This window comes from Paenibacillus sp. FSL K6-1217 (assembly GCF_045040735.1).
GTDB lineage: Bacteria > Bacillota > Bacilli > Paenibacillales > Paenibacillaceae > Paenibacillus_AQ.
Genome location: NZ_CP150271.1, coordinates 6,564,285 through 6,589,913 on the forward strand (window position 1 = coordinate 6,564,285; position 25,629 = coordinate 6,589,913).

Annotated in this window: 24 protein-coding genes; 13 read left to right on the top strand and 11 right to left on the bottom strand. The window is 55.3% G+C overall.

Annotation, left to right across the window (positions count from 1 at the left end; genetic code table 11):
* The first annotated feature begins 54 nt into the window (after positions 1-54).
* Positions 55-558, top strand: a complete 504-nt coding sequence (locus MHH28_RS28985) for a GNAT family N-acetyltransferase (protein WP_405108278.1) — start codon at positions 55-57, stop codon at positions 556-558.
* 35 nt (positions 559-593) lie between these two features.
* Here the strand turns inward: MHH28_RS28985 and MHH28_RS28990 are convergent, their stop codons facing one another.
* On the bottom strand, positions 594-947 hold the full coding sequence (locus MHH28_RS28990) for a winged helix-turn-helix transcriptional regulator (RefSeq protein ID WP_405108281.1): 354 nt from the start codon (positions 945-947) through the stop codon (positions 594-596).
* A 91-nt stretch (positions 948-1,038) separates the two neighbouring features.
* On the opposite strand from MHH28_RS28990, the gene MHH28_RS28995 reads away from it, so the two are divergent.
* The 8 genes from MHH28_RS28995 (at position 1,039) to MHH28_RS29030 (ending at position 8,624) form a co-directional block, all read left to right on the top strand.
* Complete coding sequence (locus MHH28_RS28995) at positions 1,039-1,299, top strand: YqkE family protein (RefSeq protein ID WP_405108284.1); 261 nt, start codon at positions 1,039-1,041, stop codon at positions 1,297-1,299.
* A gap of 403 nt (positions 1,300-1,702) precedes the next feature.
* Complete coding sequence (locus MHH28_RS29000; RefSeq protein ID WP_405108287.1) at positions 1,703-3,142, top strand: RtcB family protein; 1,440 nt, start codon at positions 1,703-1,705, stop codon at positions 3,140-3,142.
* 2 nt (positions 3,143-3,144) lie between these two features.
* The gene (locus tag MHH28_RS29005; RefSeq protein ID WP_405108290.1) at positions 3,145-4,431 is read left to right on the top strand and encodes an AAA family ATPase; all 1,287 of its coding nucleotides are present in this window, start codon (positions 3,145-3,147) and stop codon (positions 4,429-4,431) included.
* Between the two features lie 422 nt (positions 4,432-4,853).
* Positions 4,854-5,357, top strand: a complete 504-nt coding sequence (locus MHH28_RS29010) for a sigma-70 family RNA polymerase sigma factor (protein ID WP_405108293.1) — start codon at positions 4,854-4,856, stop codon at positions 5,355-5,357.
* A complete protein-coding gene (locus MHH28_RS29015) occupies positions 5,350-6,573 on the top strand; it encodes an anti-sigma factor (RefSeq protein ID WP_405108296.1) in 1,224 nt (407 codons plus the stop codon). The genes MHH28_RS29010 and MHH28_RS29015 overlap by 8 nt, the downstream gene beginning before the upstream one ends.
* A 334-nt stretch (positions 6,574-6,907) precedes the next feature.
* Complete coding sequence (locus MHH28_RS29020) at positions 6,908-7,414, top strand: metallophosphoesterase family protein (RefSeq protein WP_405108299.1); 507 nt, start codon at positions 6,908-6,910, stop codon at positions 7,412-7,414.
* Positions 7,415-7,426: 12 nt separating this feature from the next.
* Positions 7,427-7,888, top strand: coding sequence for a GNAT family N-acetyltransferase (locus MHH28_RS29025; RefSeq protein WP_405108302.1), 462 nt, complete (start codon positions 7,427-7,429; stop codon positions 7,886-7,888).
* A gap of 22 nt (positions 7,889-7,910) precedes the next feature.
* A complete protein-coding gene (locus MHH28_RS29030) occupies positions 7,911-8,624 on the top strand; it encodes an HAD family hydrolase (protein WP_405108305.1) in 714 nt (237 codons plus the stop codon).
* A gap of 293 nt (positions 8,625-8,917) precedes the next feature.
* On the opposite strand, the gene MHH28_RS29035 is transcribed toward MHH28_RS29030, so the two are convergent.
* On the bottom strand, positions 8,918-10,027 hold the full coding sequence (locus MHH28_RS29035; protein WP_405108308.1) for an FAD:protein FMN transferase: 1,110 nt from the start codon (positions 10,025-10,027) through the stop codon (positions 8,918-8,920).
* A gap of 164 nt (positions 10,028-10,191) precedes the next feature.
* On the opposite strand from MHH28_RS29035, the gene MHH28_RS29040 reads away from it, so the two are divergent.
* Both MHH28_RS29040 and MHH28_RS29045 read left to right on the top strand, forming a co-directional pair.
* Positions 10,192-10,764 (top strand): TetR/AcrR family transcriptional regulator, encoded by a 573-nt coding sequence (locus MHH28_RS29040; protein WP_405108311.1) that lies wholly within the window; start codon positions 10,192-10,194, stop codon positions 10,762-10,764.
* Between the two features lie 245 nt (positions 10,765-11,009).
* A complete protein-coding gene (locus MHH28_RS29045) occupies positions 11,010-12,764 on the top strand; it encodes an SGNH/GDSL hydrolase family protein (RefSeq protein WP_405117305.1) in 1,755 nt (584 codons plus the stop codon).
* Between the two features lie 141 nt (positions 12,765-12,905).
* Here MHH28_RS29045 and MHH28_RS29050 read toward each other — a convergent pair whose 3' ends face one another.
* The gene (locus tag MHH28_RS29050) at positions 12,906-13,838 is read right to left on the bottom strand and encodes a glycosyltransferase family 2 protein (protein WP_405108314.1); all 933 of its coding nucleotides are present in this window, start codon (positions 13,836-13,838) and stop codon (positions 12,906-12,908) included.
* A gap of 326 nt (positions 13,839-14,164) precedes the next feature.
* On the opposite strand from MHH28_RS29050, the gene MHH28_RS29055 reads away from it, so the two are divergent.
* On the top strand, positions 14,165-14,887 hold the full coding sequence (locus MHH28_RS29055; protein ID WP_405108317.1) for a DsbA family oxidoreductase: 723 nt from the start codon (positions 14,165-14,167) through the stop codon (positions 14,885-14,887).
* Between the two features lie 627 nt (positions 14,888-15,514).
* Here the strand turns inward: MHH28_RS29055 and MHH28_RS29060 are convergent.
* The 8 genes from MHH28_RS29060 to MHH28_RS29095 form a co-directional block, all read right to left on the bottom strand.
* Positions 15,515-17,095, bottom strand: coding sequence for an oleate hydratase (locus MHH28_RS29060; RefSeq protein ID WP_405108320.1), 1,581 nt, complete (start codon positions 17,093-17,095; stop codon positions 15,515-15,517).
* A gap of 302 nt (positions 17,096-17,397) precedes the next feature.
* Positions 17,398-17,793: a hypothetical protein gene (locus tag MHH28_RS29065; protein ID WP_405108323.1), complete on the bottom strand. Its 396-nt coding sequence runs from the start codon at positions 17,791-17,793 to the stop codon at positions 17,398-17,400.
* A gap of 24 nt (positions 17,794-17,817) precedes the next feature.
* Complete coding sequence (locus MHH28_RS29070; protein ID WP_405108326.1) at positions 17,818-18,333, bottom strand: hypothetical protein; 516 nt, start codon at positions 18,331-18,333, stop codon at positions 17,818-17,820.
* A gap of 63 nt (positions 18,334-18,396) precedes the next feature.
* Positions 18,397-19,368, bottom strand: a complete 972-nt coding sequence (locus tag MHH28_RS29075) for an RluA family pseudouridine synthase (RefSeq protein ID WP_405108328.1) — start codon at positions 19,366-19,368, stop codon at positions 18,397-18,399.
* A gap of 83 nt (positions 19,369-19,451) precedes the next feature.
* The gene (locus MHH28_RS29080; RefSeq protein ID WP_405108331.1) at positions 19,452-19,637 is read right to left on the bottom strand and encodes a CLC_0170 family protein; all 186 of its coding nucleotides are present in this window, start codon (positions 19,635-19,637) and stop codon (positions 19,452-19,454) included.
* Between the two features lie 39 nt (positions 19,638-19,676).
* Complete coding sequence (locus MHH28_RS29085; protein WP_405108334.1) at positions 19,677-20,903, bottom strand: Ger(x)C family spore germination protein; 1,227 nt, start codon at positions 20,901-20,903, stop codon at positions 19,677-19,679.
* Positions 20,900-22,006, bottom strand: a complete 1,107-nt coding sequence (locus MHH28_RS29090; RefSeq protein WP_405108336.1) for an endospore germination permease — start codon at positions 22,004-22,006, stop codon at positions 20,900-20,902. Before MHH28_RS29090 ends, MHH28_RS29085 begins: the two co-directional genes overlap by 4 nt.
* The gene (locus MHH28_RS29095; protein WP_405108338.1) at positions 21,990-23,600 is read right to left on the bottom strand and encodes a spore germination protein; all 1,611 of its coding nucleotides are present in this window, start codon (positions 23,598-23,600) and stop codon (positions 21,990-21,992) included. The genes MHH28_RS29090 and MHH28_RS29095 overlap by 17 nt, the downstream gene beginning before the upstream one ends.
* 187 nt (positions 23,601-23,787) lie before the next feature.
* On the opposite strand from MHH28_RS29095, the gene recQ reads away from it, so the two are divergent.
* Positions 23,788-25,614 (top strand): DNA helicase RecQ, encoded by a 1,827-nt coding sequence (gene recQ, locus MHH28_RS29100; protein WP_405108341.1) that lies wholly within the window; start codon positions 23,788-23,790, stop codon positions 25,612-25,614.
* Positions 25,615-25,629: the final 15 nt, after the last annotated feature.

A 25,629-nucleotide genomic window follows, 5' to 3' on the forward strand; every position in this document is an offset into this window, starting at 1 on the left:
CTTGGAGTATAATTACTGCAATGGGCTCATACCACAATTAGGAGGACTTATAGGATGGATTGGCAGGCTTACAGCATAGAGGATGCAGTAATTGAGGATTTGGAAGACATTGTGGAGATCTATAATTCGACGGTTGCCGGAAGAATGGTGACTGCGGATCTTGAGCAGGTAGAGGTGGAGGACCGGGTGAATTGGTTCCATGAGCATAACAGCCACCACCGGCCGCTGTGGGTAATGAGACAGGGCGGCGAGATTGCGGCCTGGTTCAGTTTCCAGTCGTTCTACGGGCGTCCAGCCTACAATGGAACAGCAGAGATCAGTGTCTATGTTAATGAGAAATTCCGCGGCAGCGGTGCCGGAAGTATTCTGCTGACCAAGGCGCTGGAGGAATGTCCGCGCCTCGGCCTGCAGAATCTGGTCGGATTTGTATTCGGCCATAACGAGCCCAGTCTTGCCCTGCTGCGGAAGTTCGAATTCAAGGAGTGGGGGCTTCTGCCGGGCGTTGCGGTGCTTGACGGCATCCCGCGCGATCTGGTAATCATCGGCCGTAAGCTCTGAATGTATAATAGGCTATTATAGAAATCAGGTATGCATTATTGAGGCTGGTGAGGAGCGCTGGAGGCGGAACGGCATTCCTCTTCCGTGATCCAGGATTCCGACCAGACCTGGAGATCGCGGATGACCGATTCCAGCGCCCGCCCTTTGCCTGTAAGTGAATATTGGATACGGACGGGGGTCTCAGGGAACACCTCGCGCAGCACAATGCCTTCCTGTTCCAGCTCCTTCAGCCGTTCGGACAGCAGTCTGCCGCTGACAGGCAGCGAAGCCTCGATCTCTCCGAAGCGCTGGGGCCCCTGCAAAAGCTGATAGATGATTAAGCCCGTCCAGCGTCTGCTGATAATATCCATGCTTTTTTGTAATCTTGGACATAACTCTGTGGATTTCATTAGGCTCACCTCTTACTGTACATTATAAACGAAAAGGCCTGTGGCTAAAACAAATTTGAACGAAAAGCACGGCCTGAAAGGATGATTTCCCTTGGCTAAAAAGAAGAAAAATACCCCGGCACCGCGTCCTGCGGCAACGGATGCTCCGGCAACCCTCAAAGACATGCTCAGCCGCGAGGTACTGGATAAGCTGAAGGCGCAGTCCGATGCGCTGAAGGCCGAAGAGCAAGGCAAGAAGGACGCGGCTCTGAAGGCGGCGGAGGACAAACGCAAGGCGGAGCAGAAACGGCTGGAGAATGATTTCGGCCATCTGCTGGAGAACAGCAATCAGGACTGGTCCAAATTTAAATAAAATTAAACTTTACCAGAATAAGGGTTGACAATCTGCAGCAAGGCCATATATTATTGGGTTTATCATTTAGAGAAGGGAGGCTGAGAGGTCATGATTGGAACGAATGAACGGAACAGACAGCAGGAACGCATGACAACCGCATATGTACGATCTGATCTCAACGCCTTCGTCCGGAAGACATAATGTGCAGGGTTTTGCCGCTGATGTCTGAACTGAATAGAGGTGTGCTTTGAACGGGTGCTAGCTTCAACGGGAAGCTGCACTTAGCGCGCCGGGAGCCGCATGATCAGAACTGGTCTGCGGCTCTTTTTGTGTACCTGGAAACCGGAAATACACTGAACTACCTAATGGAACCAAGCCATAAATCAAACCTGAGAGGAAATGAAAAATAGATATGAACAGCATGAAGCAGCAAGCGGAAGAGATGTCCCGCTATAAACATGAGGTTGCCCTTCCGGGCGGTGATCTCAAGATCTACGCCAGTGAGCAGTTATTCGGCACGCTGGATTACAAGGTCCTGGAAATGGCTAATAATAATCTGCAGATTCCAAATATCGAATATATGAGTTATACCCCGGATGTGCATGTAGGCGTCGGAACCTGCATCGGCACTACTGCCGTCTGGGATGCCGGATCAGGCTATGTGTCGCCGTCCATTGTGGGCAGCGATATCGGCTGCGGTATGCGGGTACATCTGACCAACCTGCATGCGGATGATCTGCGTGAAGTGAAGCTGCGCCGCAAGCTGGTCCGCGCCATTGAGAAGTATCTGCCGATGGAGGCCCAGCAGCGCGGCCACTATAACGATATCCGGCTGGAGAATATCGTACGTAAGGGTCTGCACGGCCTGCCGAACAAATATATCCCGGACAGCTACACGCCGAAGAAATCGAGCGCGCTGTCACATGTGGAGATCAGCAAGCTCGGCTTCGATGAAGAGATTCTGAATGAGCTGCCGGACATGGCCTGGCACCGGGGCCACCGCCAGCTCGGGACCCTTGGCGGCGGCAACCATTTCGTGGAGATCCAGGCGATTGAGATCGCGGAGGAGCAGCGGGAGGTGGCGGAAGCCTGGGGGTTTCAGGACGGGCAGATTGCCGTCATGATCCACTCCGGCTCCCGGGCCTGGGGAGGCATGGTCAATCAGTTCTGCACTCCGGCCTTCGCCAAGGTCATGGGCCAGCTGGGGCTGGGCAGCGCCGACCCGCGCCTGATCTATGCGCCCCTTGCACATCCGCAGGCTCAGCGTTATGTGAATCTGATGTACTCGGCGCTGAACTATGCGGTGGTGAACCGCCATCTGATTGCGTATGGAGTCCGTGAGGGCTTCCGTGATGTCTTCGGCACGAAGTGCGAGCTGCGCACCCTCTACGATCTGATGCACAATTACGCCTGGGAAGAGCAGACCTCCTCGGGCAGCAAGTTCGTGCACCGTAAGGGGGCCACCCGTGCCCTGCCCGCCGGGCATGACGATAATCCGCGCCCCTATGCAGCGACCGGACATCCGGCGCTGATTCCCGGCTCGATGGGCACCGCGTCCTATATCATGGTCGGCCAGCCCGGAGGGGAAGAGAATTATTATTCCATCTGCCACGGTGCAGGCCGTATCCGCTCCCGCTCGGCCACGAAGCGGCTGGTGACTGTCGATGAATTCTCGCAGTCGATGAAGGTGGGAACGGCAGATGAGATCGTGGTGAACCAGCATTCCCTGGAATCTATTATTGACGAATCTCCCCAAGCCTATAAGAATGTAGATGAGATCATAGAAAGCGTTACGGGGGCCGGCCTGGCTGCCGTTGTGGCCAAGTGCAAGCCGCTCGCAGCGATAAAGGGGACGAAATAAGGATGGAGCAGGAGAATAAGAAACCGGCTGTAATCTATGAATATGATGAAGAGAAAGCCGGAATTATCAAAGGCTATGACGTATACGCCCGTCTGGTGGATGGTATTCTTGAAGCCCTCTACACTAGATACGGTGTCCGTTATGAGCTGTATGCCAGCGATGACCCCAACAGCGAGTACTGGAAGCTGCTGGAGAACGATGTGCAGAGCGGCAATGCCGGGGTGGAGCATGTGGCGCGGATTTTTGACAGGCTGGAGGACCGGACCTTCGTGTTCGATGATGAGAAGGAGCAGCCGGAGTACCATATTCATCTGTCGGTCCGCAATAACGTGCTCGCTTATCCGGCGATGGGCATTGCGCTGGCCCGGGTTCCGGTGTTTCAGGAGAACGGGATTAACTTTCAGGATTATGTGTTTGCCGCATCGGATGCGCAATTGCAGTTCTTCCTTGGCAATGTGCGTACCCGGCAGCGGGAGCAGAATATCAACAAGGTGACGGTGTTCACCGACCGGCGCAACGGGATCTCCCGGGAGGATGAGCCGATTACGCGTGCTGTGAGACGGGAAGAAGTGATTTTGGATGCGGGTATCAAAAAAGAGATCTACCGCTCGCTCGACCAGTTCTTCGACAGCGACCGCAGCTTCTATGTCACCTATGATATCCCGTACAAGCGGGGTATTCTGCTCTACGGGCATCCGGGCAACGGCAAGACCACCCTGGTCAAATCCATAGCCGGAAGCGTGCCGGGACCGGTGCTCTACTGGCAGATTACGGAGTATACGAGCAGCGAATCGGTGAATGAGGTGTTCGAGGCGGCAGCCCGGCTGGCACCGATGGTACTGGTGATAGAGGACATCGATTCCATGCCGCAGGAGGTCCGCTCCTTCTTCCTGAACACGCTGGACGGGGCCACTTCCAAGGAGGGCATCTTCCTGATCGGCACCACCAATTACCCGGATAAAATCGACCCCGGTCTCATGAACCGCGCCGGGCGCTTCGACCGGGCCTATGAGATCAAGATGCCGGGCGAGGCGCTGCGACTCGAATATCTGGAGCTGCGCGGCTTCTCCGCCTTCGCAGGCGAGGAAGGCACAGCCACGGCTGCGCGTCTGACCGGGGATTTCTCCCTGACCCAGCTCGGCGAGCTGTATGTCAGTGCCGCGCTGGAATGGCATGAGAATGGCACGGCCGATGTGGAGGCTCTGGTACGCGGCATGCGCGGTGAGCTGGACAAGGGCCGCAAACGGGAATGGATGAAGGATGCATCGTCCAGTATCGGCTTTTATTGAACCGCCGGGGAACGCAGACGGAATAGCAAGTACTTGAGGGAGCCGTGAGGCTCCCTTTTGTTGCTGAATGTCTGGAAAATGATGGCGGGGAGGTGCTTTGGCCGAATGTATGTTGAAAACAACATACAATGTGCTTGGACGCAGGCATGTGGCCCAAATGTATGTGGAAAACAGTATACATTGTGCTGGCACGCAGACATATGGCCCGAATGTATGTTGAAAACAACATACATTGTGCTCGTACGCAGGCATATGGCCCGAATGTATGCGGAAAACAACATACATTGTGCTGGTGCTAAGGTAATTACATATGGTTTCACATCTTAGGACGAACTTGTTTAGGTTTCAAAGTATGAAAGAAATTTCATGCAGAAGTGTAACTTTTCGCGGACTCATTCGTGGTTAGGGTAAGGGGGGAGGAGATGGAGCCGAATTCGCTGGATGAACTATATGAACTTTATGTTGCCGACATCTACCGTTATCTGCGCTCCCTCTGCCAGGACCATCATGCGGCCGAAGATTTGATGCAGGAGACCTTTTACCGCGCGTATCTGTATCTGGAGGATTGCCGGGAGGAGCGGATCAAGCCGTGGCTGTTCCGGGTCGCGTATAATGCCTTCATCGATTACACGCGCAAGGAGAAGCGGAGTGTGGCGAAGGAAGCCGGATATTTCAGCACCCTGCCCGACCCCGAGACTACGGAGGGCACCTTGCTCAGGCAGGAACGCTGGGAGGAAGCAGCCCGGGCGATCAGCCTGTTGCCGGAAGGGCAGCGCCATGCGCTGCTGCTGCACGATGTGCACGGGCTGAGCTATAAGGAAGCCGCTGACATTATGGATGTGGGCCTTTCCCAATACAAGATACTCGTATTCCGCGCCAGGCAGAAGCTGCGTGAGGCGGATCGAAGGAGGAATGAGCATGAGTGAGGAGTTCAAAGCGAAGCTGCGCCAATACAGCGAGGGTACACTCCCGGAGGAAGAGCGTGAGGAGATGGAGCGTGAGCTGGCGAAGCTTGAGGCGTATCAGTTGTATCTGGAGGAGCAGATGGAGCAGGAGGAGCAGAACAAGCAACAGGAGCAGGCAAATGGGCCGTGGAAATGGATGGACTGGACAGGGGGAGCAGCATCCGGGATGCCGCAGGACAAGAAGAAAAATAAGCGAGAGAAGAAAATTATCCGCCGCGGCAAATGGAAAGCACGAATCACCAACACGCTTACTGTATTTTCGGCTTTTCTGATTTTTACGGTCATTAGCAGTATTATCACAGTAGTGTTCTACAACACCGGAGACCGCGGCGACACTTACAGAGATGTGGTGTCCTCGGCGATTGCCGTTACCCGCCCTAACACCGCGGTAAATCTTTCATCGGATGCACATTATTTTTTCCGGATGGAGTTATCCGGGAATGTGTTGAAGCAGGTGGGCAACGAGAGAATTCAGGTCGGGAATTATACGCAGAATTTTCTTCTGGGACTGGCCAATCTAGGGAAGTTTAACTGGATAGATGAGCAGATTGGTTCAGGAAAAACTTTCTATTATCCGTCTGCGGAGGGGACTGCCGGGGGAGGGGATGACAATGATCAGTGGAAGAGGCTTGCGAAGCTTCCTGAAGGTACGGTTGCCGAGGCGTATCTGTCGCTGGGCCATTTATATACTACAGATGAGCTGCTGAAGCAGCTGGAGCCGCTGAACCTTCAGCCTGTCTGGTTTGGTGCAGATGCCGGACCTGCGACGAGGAATAACGATGTGGTCGTATACCCGCTTGGCTTCCCCTATCAGCCTATGTGGCATAAGGATGATATGGAGATTTTAAAAGTCAGCACCGAAAAAACAGGCTGGTTCGGGTCGACATCCACCACCAGCAAAAGGTCGCCTTCCGTTGAAGCGTATGGGAGCGGTGCGCTGCGGGATGCTAATTTCATCAAAACCCTTAAGCTGTTGCAGCAGCATCGGACACTCGCGGACAGAGCGGTGCATATCGATCAGTTAGACACCTCCGTGGCCTATCTGGAGCAGAACGGGGTGAAGCTCTATGGAGCCGTTGTCACCGGACCGGTCAAGGAACTGCTGAAGCTGCGCGAAGCCCAGTGGGTCAGTCACATACAGGTGGGCGAGGTCCGGCTGTGGAACTGGGGGGAGTGAGAATTACAATGCGGAGAGGGCCGGGAACCGCTGTGTACAGCGCTTCCCGGCCCTGTACCAGTGAAATCAGATTGCGGTGACCTGCAGCTTCAATTTATGCGATTCGGCGGAAGTCAAGAACGGGCCTGGAAATCACCTTGCCGGGCAAGGAGAAGCGGTAGCGGAGGCCAGGCCTCCTGCTTGCATTCCCTCTTCAGGGCATCGTACAATGAGAGAACGTAAACTTGGGATTTGAACATGAAATGGCTGAGAGTCGCAGTTTACAGCGCTTCTCGGCCATTGTGTTTTTTGGAATGCCGGGTAGGATGACAATAGGAATGAGGAGTGGATGCAGATGAAGATTGGAGTGGTCTCGGATACACATCTCTCAAGCAGGGCCAAGGGCTTGCCGTCCGTGCTTATACAAGAATTCCGCCAGGTGGATATCATTCTGCATTTGGGCGACTGGGTGTCGCCGGAGATTTATGACATGCTGGCCGAGCTTGCGCCGGTAGAGGGGATTGCCGGGAACAACGATGGTTATGAGATTATTGAGCGCTTCGGCGAGAGTAAGATCCTTACGCTGGAAGGCATGCGCATCGGAATGATTCACGGACACGCACCGTATTCCCGCAAGGGAACGGATGGCAATGCGCTGCTGGCCTTTGAAGGCCAGGATGTGGACTGTATTCTCTTCGGCCATTCCCATCAGCCGCTGATGCGCCGGGAGAACGGGATTCTGCTGTTCAATCCGGGCTCGCCTACGGACAAACGCCGGGAGAAGCAGTATTCGTTCGGCCTGATGGATATTGAGGACGGGAAGATTACGGCCCGTCATGTCTTTTACGATTCCAGGGAATAAGGGGGCGCAGCTATGCTGAATTTTCGCTTTGAACGGGCGGGTCTTGAGGATGTGGAGGAGCTTGCACCGGTATTTGATGAATACCGCAGCTTCTACGGCCAAGCCCCGGACAGGGAGGCTGCCCGGGAGTTCCTGCGGGCGAGGCTGGAGAACGGGGAGTCCGCCTTGTTCATGGCGGCTGCTGGTGAAGGTGAAGACAGGCAGATTTATGGTCTGGCTCAGCTCTACCCCTCCTTCTCTTCCATCACAGTCCAGCCGGTATGGATTCTGAACGATCTGTTCGTAACGAAGGAGCAGCGCGGACAGGGACTTGGCTCACTGCTGCTAGAGGGTGTGAAGGGCTTCGCGCAGGGTGCAGGAGCCAAAGGCCTGACGCTGTCCACCATGATAGACAACACAGGCGCCCAGCGTTTATATGAAGCCCACGGATACGTGCGGGACGAGAGCTTTTTCACTTATCATTTATATTTCTGAGGCGATAGTTAGGAGCGTTAATGTGGCAGAGACAAGCGGTAAGCTGGCTATATTTTTTGATCTGGATGATACGCTGTATGACCATCTGGTCCCCTTCAGGGAAGCCGTTCGTGAGGTGCTGGCACCTGATGAGGACAAGCTGGACTATGCAGAACTATTCTATACCGTCCGGCATCATAGTGACCTGCTGTGGCCGAAGTATCTGAGCGGGGAGCTTGAGCTGGAGGAGACGAGGGTGATGCGGCTGGAGCTGGCTTTTGCCGAGTATGGCTTGCCAGTGACCCGGGAGCAGGCAGAGCGGATACAGGCATCCTATATTGCCCGCCAGTATACGATTGAGATGATCGAAGGCGTGGCGGAGCAGCTTCAGCGGTTCATTAGCCTGGGGCACCCGGTAGGCATTATCACCAACGGCCCGCTGGAGCACCAGACGGGCAAGCTGCGCGGGCTGGGCATCGACAAGCTCATTCCGCAGGAGATGATCTTCATCTCGGACGCTGTAGGTCTGGCCAAGCCGGACCCGGCGATCTTCGCCCATGTCAATAAGATGACGGGAACCACACCGGAGAACAGCCTCTATGTAGGCGATACCTGGGCGAATGATGTCGTAGGTGCGCTTGCCGCCGGCTGGAAGGTCTGCTGGTATAATCCGCGCGGGCGGCAGCCGGGGACGAGTCACACACCGAGTTATATTTTCACGAGTTATAAGGAGTTCAGTGAGCTGCCGCTGGTGTGAGAATTGAGTGGTTACAAGGCGCGTTCAATCCTACAACAAAAGGTGCCCTCCATTATGGAAGGCACCTTTTAATTTTTTGTCTAGGAAATCATGCGGAAAACCGAAAAAAATGGGTGCTGCTGCACCGAGGGATGGGCCCCGTGCTTCACAGTCAGTAACAGTAATAGAGGAATCCTGCAATATGTGCAACAATTCTCTATACTGCGGCCGGTGAGAGAATGCATCAGCATCCTACACCCGTTAGGGAGATTTTGTCCTTCCTGCACAGTCAGCACCAAACACTCCGAATACAGTTAGTCCGCGAATTGGTACGTCGAATCGGTCAGATTCAGCCGCTTCTTCAGCTCAGAGGTGGCATAGATCTTGTTGTCGTCCGTAATGAAGAAGGCCTCAACCTTCTCGGGCAGTGCTTCGAGATATTTCATGCCATCTTCCAGGCCCATGAGGAACACACCGGTGGAAAGGGCGTCCGCGTCTGTTGCGCTAGGGCTCATGATGGTAATGCTCTTCAGCCCGTTCTGGGACGGGAAGCCGGTACGCGGGTCCAGGATATGATGGTAACGCACCCCGTCCTGCATGAAGAAGCGCTCATATACCCCGGACGCATCAACTACCTCATCGGTAACCTTAATGGTACCGAGCTGGCTGCCGCGGCTCTGGTCGGGGTCCTGCAGGCCGATATTCCACTGGGAACCATTTGGCTTGCTGCCAAGGGCGATAATGCTGCTGCCGCCGAGATTGATCATAGCGCTGTTCAGGCCTTTAGACTTGAGATAGTCGGCGATCCGGTCAGCCGCATAACCCTTGCCGATCCCGCCCATATCCAGTACCATGCCTTCTTTGGCCAGCTTAACGGTCTTCGCAGCCTCATCTACAATAACATCCTTGTAGTTGGTCAGGCTCCGGGCCTTATCAATAGCCGCCTGATCAGGCACATGATCCCCGCCTTCACCGATTGCCCAGAGATCCACAAGCGGTCCGACCGTCGGATCGTACAGCCCGTCCATTTCCTCGGCATATTTAAGGGAGAGCTTCACAATATCCAGCGTTTCATCGGACACGGCAACGGCTTCTTTACCGGCTGCCTGATTCACAGCGTATAATTCCCCGTTCGTCTTGGTCCGGCTGAACTCGATGTCCATCCGTTCCAGCATGGCCTGAATGTCGTCCATATTCTTCTGCTCCACCGTATCGCCGAACACCTTGATATTCACAACCGTATCATAAATATAGAACGTCTGCTCCAGGGACTTCGTATCGCCGGTTCCCGTCGCAGCCGGGCTGTCTTCACTCTTGTTGCCCACGGTAAGCCAGATTACCACAGCCGCAGCGATAACAAGGACGAGCGCAGCCAGAATGACAACGGTTTTTTTGCTCTTAGCTGTTTTTTTGATTTCAGACATATTCCACCATCCATACAATTAGTTTCGTGGTTGCATCTTTACTATCATACCCCAGAAAGAACGGGAATGGATACTGATTTGATGACATTTTATGCGCAAGCGCGGCTTGCCGAAGGGGAAGGCTTGTGATATTTTCAAAATATAACAATAAAGGAGTATGACCTATGTCTATTGACCGTAAAGCGTTAATCCTGCAGGCAGCAACCCTGTCCTTTGTACAATTTGGCTATAAGGCTACGACGATGGATCAGGTATCCAGAATCGCTAATGTGGGCAAAGGCACGATCTATACCTTTTTCAAAACCAAGGAAGAGCTGTTCGAGGAAATTCTGGACAAGGCTACCTCCGAACTAACATCGGTGATGAACCGTGTGGCTGCGCAACAAACGACCTTCGTGCATAAGCTGCTCAATCTGCTGGACTCTATTCTGGAATTCCGCCTGGACCATGAGCTGTTCGTGAAGCTGGCCCAAGAGGTGCGTGACATCGGTACAGCCCAGGCACTCGAAGGAGTGAAGCGGATGGAGGGCTACGCGCTGGACTTCTTGCAGCAGCAGATCGAGGCGGCAATCGGGAGCGGAGAAGTGAAGCCGTGCGATGCCAGTGTGGCGGCGTTTATGATTCTGCGTATGTATCTGGCGCTGACCACGGAATGGAACAGATCCCATGAGCCGCTGGATCGGGACAAGATCAAAGAGCATATGATTCTGTTCATCTCTGCCGGAATTCTGCGATAGTCCCGTGTGGTTCCGCTGAGCCGGAATGCGCAAGCCGGGTATATAGAGGCCAACTGGCGAATAGTTGTAATAATGAAACAGAGCTTCAGATGTACGTTGAGCTGCTCCAGCACCCCGGGCTATAATGAAAGCGTGAAGCAAGACTATTATGGTGCAGCTGAAGTCAGGACAGGGCATGGCGGCGGGTGAGAGTGTCCTTCTCCTGGCAGGTGAGAGCGCCTTCAGACAAAGTGAGGCTGATGGATATGGAAGAGGTTAACAGCGGTATCGGACTTAACAGTCCAGAGGGGCCGGCGGCACCCCAAGATCCGGCGGATCGCCGTGACGGCTTCTTCGTCATGTTCGAGACGGCGATTGAGGCAACCGCCATGGCGGAAGGCAAGCCCGCGCAAGAGGTTTATCTGGAAGGCAATTATCTGACCGATAAGGCTAAATACATAGGCGGGGTCAACGATGAGCAGATGCTGGCGATGCTAAGAGACTGGAGCGGCTTCCGGCAGCTGGTGCACAGCATCGGAGTGTCCGTGAAGACGGCGGAAGAAGGGACAGCGGTCACTTTTCTCATGCAGAATTGGGGCAGAACCAGCAAATACGAGACAGGCACACAGCTTCGTGTCTCCTGCCCGGGCGATGGAACGGAAATCATTGTGAAGCTGGATGAGGTTGACTGGTCTGAGGAGGATGTGGCTCCCGGCAAATACGCCTTCGAGTTCAGCAAGGAGGGCGAACTGGCGACAGCGAGCATCGTCCTCTACCTGAATGACGGGTACACGGCGCCTGAGCTGACAGCTGAACCTCCGGTAGACTTCGATTCGTCCGCTTACCATGGGATGATTGCGAAGTCCCTGCTCCATGCGGGCAATAACCGGCGGATGAAGCGGGCGATGGACAAGGCTGCGAACGGTGAAGATGTGACCATTGCTTATATTGGCGGGTCGATCACACAGGGGGCTGGAGCCAAGCCGATCCATACGGAATGCTATGCTTATCAGTCGTACTTGAGATTTAAGGAGCTGTTCGGCAAGGACGGAGGAGAGAATATTCATTTCATCAAGGCCGGGGTTGGCGGGACGCCCTCCGAGCTGGGGATGATCCGCTATGAGCGGGATGTGCTGAGGGATGGCGCAGCCGCTCCTGACATCGTAGTGGTGGAATTTGCCGTGAATGATGAAGGGGACGAGACGAAAGGCAACTGCTTCGAGAGCCTCTGCCTCAAAATCCTGTCTGCCGAAAACCAGCCAGCCGTCATCCTGCTGTTCAGTGTCTTCGTGAATGACTGGAATCTGCAGGACCGCCTCTCCCCGGTAGGCAGACGCTATAATCTCCCGATGGTCAGTGTCAAAGATGCAGTAACAGAGCAGTTCCGGCTGAGCAAGGCTGAAGGGAATATCATCTCCAAACGGCAATTCTTCTACGACATTTATCACCCCACGAATGACGGGCACCGCGTAATGGCGGACTCTCTGGGCTATCTGTTCTCCGAAACCGCCCGGACGGAAATGGATGAAGCGGAGGAGGATACGCTGACGGGACCGCCTGTGCTGGGCAATGATTTTGCCGATGTACGGCTTCTGGACCGCAGAAGTGACCTTGGCAGCGCAGGTACTGCGATTGTTATTGAAGCCGGTGGCTTCCACGGAACGGATGAGGAGCTGCAGCAGGTGGAGATGGATGCTAATCCATTCGGTACTCCACAATTCCCGCATAACTGGATGCATACGGCTGCGTCAGGCGGGGATAGCTTCAGGCTGACCCTATTCAGCAGGAATCTGATCCTGGTCTTCAAGGATTCGGGCAGCCCGGATGTCGGCAAGGCGGAGGTCTATGTGGACGGCCAGCTGGTTCTGACGGCAGATCCGCATGTGAATAGCTGGACGCATTGCAACGCTGTGATTCTGTACAAGAATGAGCAGAGCCAGGAGCATATCGTGGAGATTAAGATGGCGCCGGAGGACCAGGACAAGTGTTTCACCATCCTGGGCTTTGGCTATACCGCTTAAGAATAGAGTGAGCGGTAAAAGGGTGTCCCCGGGGCAGCGTGAAGCTGCTTGCGGGGGCACCCTTTTTGTACCGTCCCTGAACAAGGCGGCATAAGCGTTGCCACTTGTGATGCAGGACTTCTGCGGCAGCGCAGCCATCGCCTAGTCGAGCATAAATTCCCTGTATTTATTCTTGCGGGGATTAAGCACGAACAGAATGCCGCTGGCGTAGCCCGAGACGGCATTGAAATTCCGTTTCAGGGTAGCTTTTGCGGTCAGATAAGTCAATGTCCAGAGCAGGGCCGCATAATTCTTCACGGGTGCTTTGCGCAGATTCAGCAGATAATAATGATTGACTGCAGTCGCCCGGGCGACCCGGCCTGCCTTGTCACGGGAGCTGGGCGATTCATGGTGCTTGATCTTCAGCTCCGGGTTAATTACCAGCTTGCCGTATCTGCCCGCCAGATGGCACATGTAGATATCGTCCGCCACCGCGTAACTGGTCATCCAGGGGTAAGGCTTCATATCCTGCAGCGCCGAGCTGCGGAAGGACATATTACAGCCATGGAAGAAATCCGTCTCAAAAATATTCTCCGTCTCCCCCCACAAGAGAAGAGACCCGGCCAGTGTGCTTGCCGACAGTCTGCCCGGGGAAGCCGACATTTGACAGGTCAGCCTGCCGAGCAGCTTGCCCGATCTGCTGCTGGAGAGACCCTTGGCGATGCCGCCGACTCCGACAATGGACGGATCTGAAGCATAGGTATCCAGCATCCGGCGGATATATAGCGGATCGTCCAGCTCCGCATCATCATCGAAGCTGAGCAGAATCTCACCGTCGATAAGCCCGAGGGCTTCGTAGCGGGAGAGCCAGACGCCGGGCTTGGTTTTACGGTAATAGCGCAGCTTGGCATCCGGGAGACGTCCAAGCACCCTGCGGAAATACTCGAGTACCTGCTCTTCCATCTCGCCGTCGTCCACAATCAGCAGTTCGATGGAGACATGCTCCAGCCCGGTCTGTGCGCCGATGGATTCAATGCAGAGGGTCAGATCGTTAATCCGGTTACGCGTGGGAATGACTATAGACAGGTCATGCATGCCGCTGACTCCTTTCGGGACGCCATAGACCGTCCGCTTTGAATTAGAAATTTGAATTAGAGAATTGTATTAAGATTTGAATTAGAGATTTTTTATTGATACGGTAAGCCTTAGTTGTTCTAATTTTACCTGCCGGGGAGGGCGGGCGTATATACCTCTTTCGTTTACTTTTCTCCGGGAAGTTTACTGAGAGCTGGGGATAAGGGAATTCAGAGAACATCAGAGAACAGTGGGAGTTCAAAAAGTTTGTTTGTAATTTTCGGTTTTTAACTATATAATAGTAAGTAGTTGATTGATGATACTATTACCCTTCAGGAGGAATTCACATGAGAATTGATATATGGTCAGATTACGCTTGCCCATTCTGCTACATCGGTAAAAGACGGCTGGAGCACGCGCTGAGCCAGTTCCCGGATCGCGATAAGGTGGAGGTCGTGTTCCGCAGCTTCCAGCTCGACCCGAATGCCCGTAAGGACGAAACTAGAGATATCCATGAGCTGCTGGCTGGCAAATACGGCATGACCCGCGAGAAGGCCCAGGCTATGAACGCACAGCTGGCAGAGCAGGCGCAGGATGTGGGTCTGGAGTTTAATTTTGATACGATCCGCTCGACGAATACCTTCGACGCTCACCGCTTGAGCCACTATGCTGCGGCTGAAGGCAAAGCCCCGCAGCTGACCGAACGGCTGCTGCGTGCGTACTTCACCGATTCTCTGAATCTGGGTGACCGTCAGGTTCTGGCTGAGCTGGCTGCCGAGGTTGGACTGGATCAGGCCAAGGTTGCCGCCGTGCTGGACAGTGAGGCATATGGTGACAAGGTCCATGCAGATATTGAGCAAGCCCGGCAGCTGAATATTACCGGCGTGCCGTTCTTTGTCTTCAACAATAAATATGCGGTGTCCGGCGCACAGCCGGGTCCGGTATTCACAGAAGTGCTGGACACGGTATGGGCGGAGGAGCAGAATACACCGGTGCTCCAGGTAGTCGGCAAGCCGGAGTCCAAGGCTGCGGCTGCGGACGGCTGCGATGACGGTTCCTGCAGCATCTGATAGCGATCAGTGGCAGGCTTCAGGTAAGCGTTGCAGCGTTCTGCGCCGGCACGAACGAGTCTGGTTACGGACTACAGTTCCGCTAATTGCGCCAAAATGCTGTTTGGGGCGGCCTGCCGGACTCAGAGGACGTTATGCAGAGGTTTTGGAAGCGAAATTGCAGAATATTCGGCACTTAAGCGCACTGGAGTCCGCAATGCTACAGCAAAAGATGATTTGGTACAAATAAGCGCACCGGAGTCCGGATTAACGTGCTACCTCCAGTCAGGAAGCTTCGGCTGACCCGAACAGGCTGGAAAGTATGGCATACCTGCCGCAACTGGCCCTTCCGCGCAAGTCTGCAACATGGACGCACGAAACCCCCGCCGCATGAAATACATGCAGCGGGGTTTTTGGTGTTTATAGAGACCACAGGCCTGGAGCGGGAACCCGAACGCAACGTGATAACACGAATGCGAGTGACCCAAATGTGTGCGAGAAACCGAACACAATTGGGCAGTTGTGTTGGCCAGTTGGCCACCATGGTGTACATGCGTGAAGCCAGCTGCCAGTCCGCATTGAGCCCGCCGTTCTCAGATGGCGGGATCAACGTCCGGGCGGGCACACTGTCACAGTTGAATCATTCCTTTACCGGAACGAGGTCACCAGACTGGAAAACAGTGTGCGGACATCGTTCTGATATGCATTGATCGGCTCTACCGGACGGTTCAGGCCGAACAGGGTGTAGACGGCGATGCGGGCGGCACGGACTGAATATTCTTCCGTGAAAACGATATCGTCCGGGATCTCGCAGTATTGGCCGATAAAGGCCAGGTTGGTTGAGCCTTCAGGCACCACCCGCGGCCGGTCGCTGTTCAGGCGCGGCATGAACTGGGAGGTGATATACGGCATCATGCAGGGAATACAGTTGGCGGTAGCCATGATCTCTTCCTTATGCTCTGTGAAGTGCAGATGTCCGATCAGCTCCTCCATAATCTCCTGGCCGGTACAGTCGCCCATTTTTTTGTGCACATAATCGCCGACCTTGTCCGGGTACAGGCCATATCCCCAGAAGACCCTGACATGCTCCGGCTGGTTGCGGAAATGCGGCTGGAAGGCCAGCACGACAGACATCAGCCAGCTGGAATCCTTGAAGGTCACCAGTGCGCCGGTTCCGGCCCGGTTGCGGGTGAACTTCTCCATAAGATCGAAGAACTTCGAGTCCTGGAAGGTCACCGTGAAGGATTCCCATTTGGATTCGTCCGCATGATCGTCGAAGGAAGAAGGATTGCCGAGACCCGGCTTCTTCGCGGCGATCGTCTCCCACAGCTTCCATGAGCTGCCCTTACCGTTCATCCCGGGAGCGGAGGTCATCGATCCGAGGCTTGCGCCTTCGGTCATCGAGCCGTTCGTCACAATCACACGGTCGCCTTCATGAATCTGGATCGTGTCCTCCACGCCATCGCGGACGACCTTCATCGCTGTTACAGTAATGCCGTCGCCTTCTTTGAATTCGAGATCGGTTACGGTACATTTCAAGGTGAAATCTACGCCCAGCGGCTCCAGATATTGATGCAGCGGCAGAATGATGGAATCATATTGGTTATATGGGGTACGGGTTACGCCTTCAAGCGTTTGAATTCTAGGGAACTCGTGCATGAAGCGGAGCATATAACGCTTGAACTCAACCGCACTATGCCAAGGCTGGAAGGCAAAGGTGGTTGCCCACATGTACCAGAAGTTCGTCGTGAAGAAATGCGGTCCGAACCAGTCGTTAATCCGCAAGGTGCCCATGGCTGGCTCCGGCGTAATGACCAGCTTGCCCAGTGCCAGGCGGTCTGCCATATCGAAGCCCATTGAGGTGACATCCTGAACCTCACCCTTGCTGTTGATCAGCCGTGCCTGGCCGCGGGTCGGATTGGACTCGTCGAATTGAACGATTTCTTCCCGCAGCGTCATACCCGGCTGGTCAATGGACGGAATGGTACTTAATAGCTCCCACAGGTTCTCATAGGTCTCATCGTTCAGCATCCGGCCGCCGCGAATGACATATCCATGCTCTGCATCGCCGGCACCGTCATTGCTGCCGCCAAGGATCTTCATCTCTTCAATAATGTGAATGTTTTGTCCGGGAAAATTGCAGTCTCTGACCAGATAGGCCGCACCCGCAAGCGATGCAATACCACCGCCTACGAAATACACCTGCTCGTTACCGTACTCTTTTTTCACTGATTACCGCCTCCATAGGTTTGCTTGATTGCTGGACCTGAACCGAGTGTAATCCAGTCCCGCCCAGGAGGGTATAATCAAAAGTCCGGATCTGTATAAAATTTGGCCATATGGCGCAAGGTGTGTCATTCTTGGACGTAAAATAACCCCGCAAAGCGGGGCATTTGCCTTGAAATATAAGAATTTATATGTTTCACATGATGAATTTTCCTTCTATTTCTCGCTGAAACGGTACCGTCCTTTAAAAGGACGGCAAAGCCGTTTCCACTTGGTGTGTATTCAGATGTCCTGCGGGGAAGGGGTCAGCGTGTACGCAAATAGTGTACCAGCAGCCGGATGCCTTCGGCGATCAGCCCCAGAGCGAAGCCGCCTGCTGTAAACAGGCCGAAGGAAAGAAAACCTGCAAGATCTTCCCAGCCCGACATCTCACGGTAGGTGTATATGTACATCAGGAAGGTCCCCGCCACAACTCCTGCGGTGGAGAAGCTCCATACAAGTTGCGCACCCAACCAGCCGAACCCGTTGACTATACCGGAGATTACGAGGGCAAGAATGGCCCAGCGTAAGCTAAGAATAAGACTCACACCATCGCCTAACCACAGGAACCGGTGTAGAATCAGCAGCAGCCACAGGACCAGCGCGTAACCGGCAGACCATGCCAGCCAGCGGCCCGTCCGGGTAGGAGGCAGAAAGTTCATTATCAGCTCACCTCGCGAATAGCGTTATACCTCCTCCAGCTCCTCCGCACTTTGCAGCAGAAACTTCAGGAGGTTCGGAAGATCTTCCATTTGCTCTTCGGTAATTTGCCGTTTGAATTGCAGTTCCACACAGTTATTGTACGTATCGTACGTCTGGCCATAGCGGAAGCTGAGCGATTGCACAGGCTGGAATTCAGGACCCCAAATGTGGGTCAGAATCTCTTCAATGGCCGGACACTGTTCATTCACATCTTCTATCTCCATATAAAAGCGTAAGAAAAGACTGCACCCCGGATCGCTCCCCGGCGTCTCCAGAATTTCATCACCCAGGTCCTTCACTGAGGACTGGAGCAGAATTTCGGAGGTCACCTTGCGGCCTTCGGTCAGCTTAAACGCAAGGCTGAATTCGCGCGACATCAGCGCGAGATTAAGCAGGTCGGACCGGTCTGTTACTACAAGGATTCCGTCCAGATTATCGTAGTCGTAGATCTGATTCTCCAGGGCGATTTTGATATTGTCGAAGACAGTAGGGTGGAACAAGAGCGGCACCTTCTATCGTTTTTCTCTATTGTACCATGATCTGCGGGCCCTTCCGGCTAGGATTCAGTTCGTGGGTGCAGGGGCCGTATATTTCAGGAAAGTCTTAGGAATGGCGCTCTCAAAGGTCAGGATCTCCCCGGATGTTGGATGAACGAACGAGAGCACGCGGGCATGCAGCCCGAGACGGCCGACCGCCTTGGTCTCTGCGCCGTATTTCTTGTCCCCGGCGATCGGATGCCCGATGTCCGACATGTGGACACGGATCTGATTCTTCCGTCCGGTCTCCAGATGTACCTCCAGCAGGGAGAAATGGCGGTTCGCCTGAATCAGCTTATAGCGGGTTACGGCATGCAGGCCGTCTCCCTCATGCGGACTGGAGTACATCTTCAGCGTGGAGGTCTCCTTCAGCCAGGAGCTGATTGTGCCTTCGGATTTCTTGACCGCGCCCTCCACCAGCGCCACGTAGGAGCGTTCCTTGACGGTTTCCTTCCAGCTGTTCTGAAGCTGCTGCTGAATCGCCTCGCTTTTGGCAAACATCATAACGCCCGAGGTGTCGCGGTCCAGCCGGTGCACCACATAGACGCGGTTCTTCGGATTGCTTAGGCGGACATGCTCCATCAGCTGGCGGTAAGCCGTCAGCTCATTGTCTTCTCCGGTAGCGATGGAGAGGAGGCCCGCATCCTTCTGGATCACGATGATATCATCATCCTCATGGACAATGGTCAGCCCGAGCAGCTCTTTAGCCTCAGCTGGCTTCTCCTGGTCAACCGTTACGGTCTGGCCGGGATGGAGCGGATGATTATGCTTGGTCACCGGCTTGCCGTTCACAGCAACCTGTCCGCGGGAGAGCATGGATTTGATTGAGTTGCGCCCCCGGTTCGTAATCGTCTTCAGCAGAAAAGCAAGCAGCTCCGCAGGCTCGGCTACCGTGTAGGATTTGGGTGCAGCTGCCGGCTTGGCCGAGGCTCCGGATCTTGCACCCTGTTTATGGTTAGGGGTTCTGTTCCCCTGATTTCTGGTTCTTCTTGTATTCATGACCGCATTCTCCGTCCTTTAAGTAGGTTACTCCTCAATATACCATGGGCCGTGAAGAAATACTACGAAGGGGGCGGGGGCGGCTAGACATAGAGGAGCAGGCCGATACAGATCAACAGGGAGAGGAGGAGATAGCTCCAGGCCAGTACCCTTGCGTACTTTTTCTCCCGCAGCCAGTCCCGGTTACTGTAAATTCTGATATCTACGACCAGCAGGAGCATAGCCGAGAACAACAGCATCCCGGCGAGGCTTCCCAGCAAACGGATCATACGCTTCCTCCTTCGGCGGATATTGGTTTGGGCTGGCGCTTACTTATGCTTGAGGCCCACTCTGCGGATATGCAGGGTCAGTCTGATATCTACACCAACGCTGCTGTACAGGCTCTCCCAGTCGTTTTTACCGTGGATATGCTCTCTCCAGTAGGCGGGATGATGGCTTCTGATCCGTTCGCCCATGCCAAATATGTCGGAGTGGTCCTGCTGGGTCTGCTTCACCAGACCGGTCAGCACGTTCTGAATCTGCTGCTCGAAATCCTGCTCTATCTCCCGCAGCTTCTGCGGAGAATTGACGGGAACCTCACTGCTGTAATGCTCGTCCAAATCCCCCTCCAGGAAAATCTGATAGGACATATAGGGCTTGCCGTCCTTAATATAGCTCCGGGTCCGGGTGAACCGTTCATTGATCTGGGTCATGACAATCCCGAGCTCCCGGGTACGGAGCAGCGTGGAGTAGCCGCCGGGGTCCATTCCCTGCATCGCCATGAAGCCGCCTATCTCTATCGGGGCAGTCCTGCCCGCCATTCGGCCGCCGCTGAAATAAGCCAGTCCTGCAATCAGGATATTATCCTTGTTACGCAGTCCCACATAGGGCAGATAAGCACTTTGTCCCCACTTGGAATCCGCTGACCAGAAGGTGCCGATATAATCCCGGGGGAACTTGCCGGAGGAGACCGACTTCTCCATCATGGACAAAATATACAGGGTGGGCACACGCTGCAGCGGCGGATTCACATCCATGAAGGCTGAAGCGCGGCCCTCGGAGACAAGCAGCCAGGTTCTCCGCCGGATTTCCGGGTTGCGCCGCAGATAATCGTTCAGCTCGGCCAGACTGCCCTTGGCGATCTCCTCGCTGATGATGATGATCCGCAGATGGACCAGATAACGCGGGTCGGCAATCTGCTGCTGCAGATTATTCATGGCGTCATCAAGGGAGATGCCGCGCACGCTGACCACCCAGACGGGACTGGTCTTGCCTTCCCCTGCACTGCCGCCGCCGGTGCCGGGGCCAAGCGGAACCCTGCCCGGGACGGCAATCTGGGCGGTGACGCTGATCATCTCGGTAGGCAGATCATTATCATGGATGTGCGTGACTCTGTCCTCTTGTTGCGTATCATCTGCCGGGACCTTATCAATCGATAAGCCGAGAACGAGCGCCCGGTCCTCAATCTCCACCTGATCCCAGCATCCGCTGAGCAGCGGGGCGGCTATGGCCAGCAGCAGGAGCAGGGCGAGTGTACGCGGAAGCTGTATATTCATGAGGCCACCTTCTTCCCGGGACGTCTGAGCAGATAGACTGTCCATAACAGCAGCGGATAGCCGAACATCAGAATCATGCCGGCATTGCCCAGGTGAAGGGCCCACTGGTAGGATTCGAATATATTGGAGGGCAGCATGGCCAGGATGAAGATCACCGGCAGCAGGACCGTGGAGGCCATCCGCTGGTCGCGGAAGCGCAGCAGTTTGTGCAGCAGATAGGCAGACAGGTAATAAGTGGTATAGATTGTCGTGTAGACTGAGATCACCCAGATAATAATGAACAGCGCATCCAGCCGTTCCAGGAATCCCTCGCCAAAAGCCGTGGCACGGGCCATCTCCAGGGTGGGGTAGATCAGCAGCTTGGTCTCTTCGGCACCGAACACCCCTACAGAGGCAACGACGATCAGCACGTAGATGGCCCCGGATATGAAGATGGCCCAGGCTCCCGCACGGACGGCATGCCCCGGCTTCTCCATGAATGGAATCAGCAGCACGATGACGAAGGAGCTCTGGAACAGATAGGTGGCCTCCCGCGCCCCTTTCCAGAACTGGAGGCTGGGATTCATCAGGACAGGCTGCAGATTGAGCATATCCACATTTTTGAGCGAGATCAGAATGGTGACCAGAATAGAGCCGACAATCAGCGGCAGATAGAAGAAGTGGATATAAGAGAACTTCACAACATTGCGCCTGGAGGACAGCAGACTGATGAGCAGCATCAGGAAGATGGTTGCTTCGATCGGTGTTTTTTTGTACAGCACGGTTGTGGCGACATCCCCGAATTGGCGTACGGTGAGACCGGTGAGTACAATGAACAGCAGCATAATCACCACAGTGAAAATAGCAGCAAGCTGGCGTCCGATCAGGCGGCGGCTGAACACAAACAGCGTCTCCTGTGGGAACCGCTGGCACAGGGAGGCCAGCAGCCAGTAGCTGATGAAGGAGAACAGCACACCGCAGAACGCGACAAGCGGAGCGCTGCTGTTGCCTGCTTCCGTCATATAGCGCGGGAAGCTGAGGATGCCGACTCCGATAATGGTGCTGCTGATCACGGCTGCGGCCCGCAGGGTTGTAATCTGGCGCGGATTATTCACGGGTCTCATCTCCCTGTCTGAGAATCTGGTCAATCTCTTCGGATGGAACGCTGCGCGGCAGCCTGTCCGTATCCCGGGCATGCAGGAAGCTGGGGCGGCGGCGCATCCACCAGAGCGGCACCCGCACCAGCGTATCCTTCAGATCACGCCATTTGCCCGGAATATACGGCGACATGTAAGGGACTCCGAAGGATTCCAGGTACAGCAGATGGTTCAGAATCAGAATTGTACCGGTCATGACCCCGTAGAGGCCGAACATACCGGCAAGGAAGATCAGCGGGAAACGCAGCATCCGCAGGGCAATAGCCGCATTGTAGGCGGGGGTGGCGAACGAGCCGATGGTCGTCAGGGCCACAATCACTACAGTGATCGGGCTGGCAAGCCCCGCGCCCACCGCCGCCTGTCCGATGACGAGGACGCCTACAATCGACAAGGCACCGCCGATCATCTGCGGCAGCCGGATCGTCGCTTCCCGCAGCACTTCCATGGATACCTCCATGATCAGCACCTCCAGGACCGCCGGAAACGGCACACCCGCCCGGCCTCCCGAGATCGCCACAGCGAAATCCGTAGGCAGCAGCTCGGGGTTGAACGAGATTACAGAGACATATAGTGCCGGGAAAAACAGTGAGCTGGCCAACGCAATCAGCCGGATGATCCGGATTAGACTGCCCATAATGAAGCGTTCCGTATAATCATCTACCGTCTGGAAGAATTGGTTGAAGAGGGCGGGAACAATCAGGGCAAACGGTGAGCCATCAACTAGAATGGCGACCCTGCCTTCCAGAAGGGCGGCTACAGTCTTGTCCGGCCGCTCGGTGCTCTGAACCTGAGGGAAGGGGGAGAGCGGCTGGTCTTCGATGAACTGTTCGATGTATCCGGCATCAAGGATGCCGTCGGTATGAATCAGCGAGATCCGGCGCATGACTTCAGCCACCAGAGCGCTGTCTGTGATGCTGTCTATATAGCATAGCGCCACCCTTGACTGGGTACGCTCTCCGAGCGGACTGATCTCAATCCGGAAGTCGGTACTCTGCAGCCGGTAGCGCAGCAGCGAGAGGTTGTTCTCCAGCTTCTCCACATAGCCTTCACGGGGCCCGCGGATGACCTGCTCCGTCTGCGGCTGCTCGACTCCGCGCATCTCAATCTGGCGCATCTCCATGCGGAGTGCCTCGGGAACCCCGTCAATCAGCAGAATCAGCTCGCCCTTCACGGCTGCCTGGGGGAGTGCAGACAGATCGGCAGTCGTGGTACCCTGAGTGACCTGAACGGCTGTACTCCAGATATAATGAATCATTCCGCTCTTATCCTCCGGCACCACAGGCTGCCCCGGCGGCGGGGCCATTAGCGGTTTCAGCACATGCTCGCGCACCTGCTCCATATTCACGAGTGAGGAGAAGAAGAGCATGGCGGCAGGATAAGCCCCGAAGAGCAGGAAGTTGCGTACGACCAGGTCCCCGTTCTCCCCGAGTCTGGCCTGAAGCTCCGGCAGATCGGTCTTCAGCTTTCCTGTCAGCCTGCTGCTGCTGGGCGGCTCCGGCTCTGCCGGAGAAGCCTGTTGCTTATGTATGTAGGAGGCATATTTATCTTTCCAGTCTTGCAAACAGGCGTCCTCCTTAATAGGGCAGATGGATGAATCTATATAAAGTGTTGCTTGATCGTACGGTTTTTATGTAATTTCTATACGGCAGGCCCGGAACGAGTGCCAGAATATCTGCTTCTGGCGGTTGCTTGGCAGCCGGTTGCCCGGTAAACTAAAAGGTAGAAAGTCTTAAGGAGTATGAAGAGCTATGGAGATGCAAGGAACATTAATGGAGCAGGCCCAGGCCGAGCTGCAAAAATATTACGGTTATCCCGATTTTCGCGAGGGCCAGAAAAAAATCGTGAACAATCTGCTGGAAGGCCGCGATACGCTTGGCATTCTGCCAACCGGAGGCGGCAAATCCATCTGTTATCAGGTTCCGGCGCTGCTGCAGCCGGGGCTTACCCTGGTGGTCTCCCCGCTGATCTCCCTGATGAAGGATCAGGTGGATGCTCTTACAACAGCAGGGATTCCGGCGGCTTATATCAACAGCACCCTGAGCGGCAAGGAAGTGAATGAACGCATCCGCGCCGCCCGCCGCGGCGAGCTGAAGCTGCTCTATGTGGCTCCCGAGCGCCTGGAGCTGGACTGGTTCCGCCTGGAGATGGCGGGACTGAACATCTCCTGCGTAGCGGTCGATGAGGCACACTGCGTCTCGCAGTGGGGCCATGACTTCCGCACCAGCTACCTGGCGGTCTCTCCGTTCGTAGAAGAGCTGCCGCAGCGTCCGATTCTGGCCGCCTTCACCGCTACGGCAACCCCGGAGGTCATGGAGGACATGGTCCGGCTGCTGCGCCTGCGCGATCCGGGCGTCTTCATGACTGGACTTGGCCGCGACAATCTGGCGATGTCCGTGCTGCGCGGAGAGAACAAGCGCGAGTTCGTGCTGGATTATGCGGCGCAGCATGCCCATCAGCCGGGCATCGTCTATGCCGCCACCCGCAAAGAGGTGGATGATCTCTATCAGCGCCTCCAGGCCGCAGGCGTTACCGCCGGGCGCTATCATGCCGGAATGAATGACCAGGAGCGGGCGGACAGCCAGGAAGGCTTCCTCTATGATGATATCCGCGTCATGGTCGCCACGAATGCCTTCGGGATGGGGATCGACAAGTCCAACGTGCGTTATGTCATCCATTACAATATGCCGAAGAACATGGAGGCTTACGTCCAGGAGGCTGGCCGTGCCGGCCGTGACGGGGAGCCGAGCGATTGCATTCTGCTGTTCAGTGCGCAGGACATTATGACGCAGAAGTTCCTGATTGAGCAGAACCCGCAGGACCCGGAACGCAAAGCCAACGAATACCGTAAGCTCCAGCAGATGATCGAATACTGCTACACGACCCGCTGCCTGCGCAGTGCGCAGCTCGACTATTTCGGGGAGAGTCATGACGATGACCACTGCGGAATCTGCAGCTCCTGTACCGACGAGCGTGAGCTGGTGGATATCACCGTAGAAGCGCAGAAAATCTTCTCCTGCATCCACCGGATGCGGGAGCGTTACGGCGTGGCCCTGGTCTCATCCGTGCTGAAGGGCTCGCGTAACCAGAAGGTGCTGCAATACGGCTTCGAGAAGCTGCCGACCCACGGCGCCATGTCCAGCCGCAGCGAGAAGGAGATTACCGAGATCATCAACATGCTGGTCTCGGAGGGGTATCTGGCCTTGTCCGAAGGCCAGTATCCGGTGGTCCGGCTGCAGCCGCTGGCAGCCGAGGTGCTGCGCGGCCAGCGTCAGGTGCATCAGCGCGTGGCCCGCACGCTGGTTACCTCCGGCACGCGGGACCGCAGCCGCTCGCGCGACACTTCGCCGTCAGCGGTCAACGAGACGGTGTTCGAGCAATTGCGGCTGATCCGCCGGGAGCTGGCGGGCCGCGAGCATGTGCCGTCGTACATCATTTTCAATGATGCGACGCTGCGCGAGATGAGCGTGGTTTGTCCGCAGACCGAAGCGGAGATGCTGAGGGTGAAGGGTGTCGGTGAGGTCAAGTACCGGAAGTACGGCAAGGCCTTCCTGGAGTTTTTTCAAAATGACATGTAAAGAAGGTTATAGGGC

Excerpts from the sequence above, each read along its gene's own strand:
- MHH28_RS28985 (WP_405108278.1), top strand. The coding sequence starts at position 55 with ATGGATTGGCAGGCTTACAGCATAGAGGATGCAGTAATTGAGGATTTG.
- MHH28_RS28990 (WP_405108281.1), bottom strand. The coding sequence starts at position 947 with ATGAAATCCACAGAGTTATGTCCAAGATTACAAAAAAGCATGGATATT.
- MHH28_RS29000 (WP_405108287.1), top strand. The coding sequence starts at position 1,703 with ATGAAGCAGCAAGCGGAAGAGATGTCCCGCTATAAACATGAGGTTGCC.
- MHH28_RS29005 (WP_405108290.1), top strand. The coding sequence starts at position 3,145 with ATGGAGCAGGAGAATAAGAAACCGGCTGTAATCTATGAATATGATGAA.
- MHH28_RS29010 (WP_405108293.1), top strand. The coding sequence starts at position 4,854 with ATGGAGCCGAATTCGCTGGATGAACTATATGAACTTTATGTTGCCGAC.
- MHH28_RS29015 (WP_405108296.1), top strand. The coding sequence starts at position 5,350 with ATGAGTGAGGAGTTCAAAGCGAAGCTGCGCCAATACAGCGAGGGTACA.
- MHH28_RS29020 (WP_405108299.1), top strand. The coding sequence starts at position 6,908 with ATGAAGATTGGAGTGGTCTCGGATACACATCTCTCAAGCAGGGCCAAG.
- MHH28_RS29025 (WP_405108302.1), top strand. The coding sequence starts at position 7,427 with ATGCTGAATTTTCGCTTTGAACGGGCGGGTCTTGAGGATGTGGAGGAG.
- MHH28_RS29035 (WP_405108308.1), bottom strand. The coding sequence starts at position 10,027 with ATGTCTGAAATCAAAAAAACAGCTAAGAGCAAAAAAACCGTTGTCATT.
- MHH28_RS29040 (WP_405108311.1), top strand. The coding sequence starts at position 10,192 with ATGTCTATTGACCGTAAAGCGTTAATCCTGCAGGCAGCAACCCTGTCC.
- MHH28_RS29045 (WP_405117305.1), top strand. The coding sequence starts at position 11,010 with ATGGAAGAGGTTAACAGCGGTATCGGACTTAACAGTCCAGAGGGGCCG.
- MHH28_RS29050 (WP_405108314.1), bottom strand. The coding sequence starts at position 13,838 with ATGCATGACCTGTCTATAGTCATTCCCACGCGTAACCGGATTAACGAT.
- MHH28_RS29055 (WP_405108317.1), top strand. The coding sequence starts at position 14,165 with ATGAGAATTGATATATGGTCAGATTACGCTTGCCCATTCTGCTACATC.
- MHH28_RS29065 (WP_405108323.1), bottom strand. The coding sequence starts at position 17,793 with ATGAACTTTCTGCCTCCTACCCGGACGGGCCGCTGGCTGGCATGGTCT.
- MHH28_RS29075 (WP_405108328.1), bottom strand. The coding sequence starts at position 19,368 with ATGAATACAAGAAGAACCAGAAATCAGGGGAACAGAACCCCTAACCAT.
- MHH28_RS29080 (WP_405108331.1), bottom strand. The coding sequence starts at position 19,637 with ATGATCCGTTTGCTGGGAAGCCTCGCCGGGATGCTGTTGTTCTCGGCT.
- MHH28_RS29085 (WP_405108334.1), bottom strand. The coding sequence starts at position 20,903 with ATGAATATACAGCTTCCGCGTACACTCGCCCTGCTCCTGCTGCTGGCC.
- MHH28_RS29090 (WP_405108336.1), bottom strand. The coding sequence starts at position 22,006 with ATGAGACCCGTGAATAATCCGCGCCAGATTACAACCCTGCGGGCCGCA.
- recQ (WP_405108341.1), top strand. The coding sequence starts at position 23,788 with ATGGAGATGCAAGGAACATTAATGGAGCAGGCCCAGGCCGAGCTGCAA.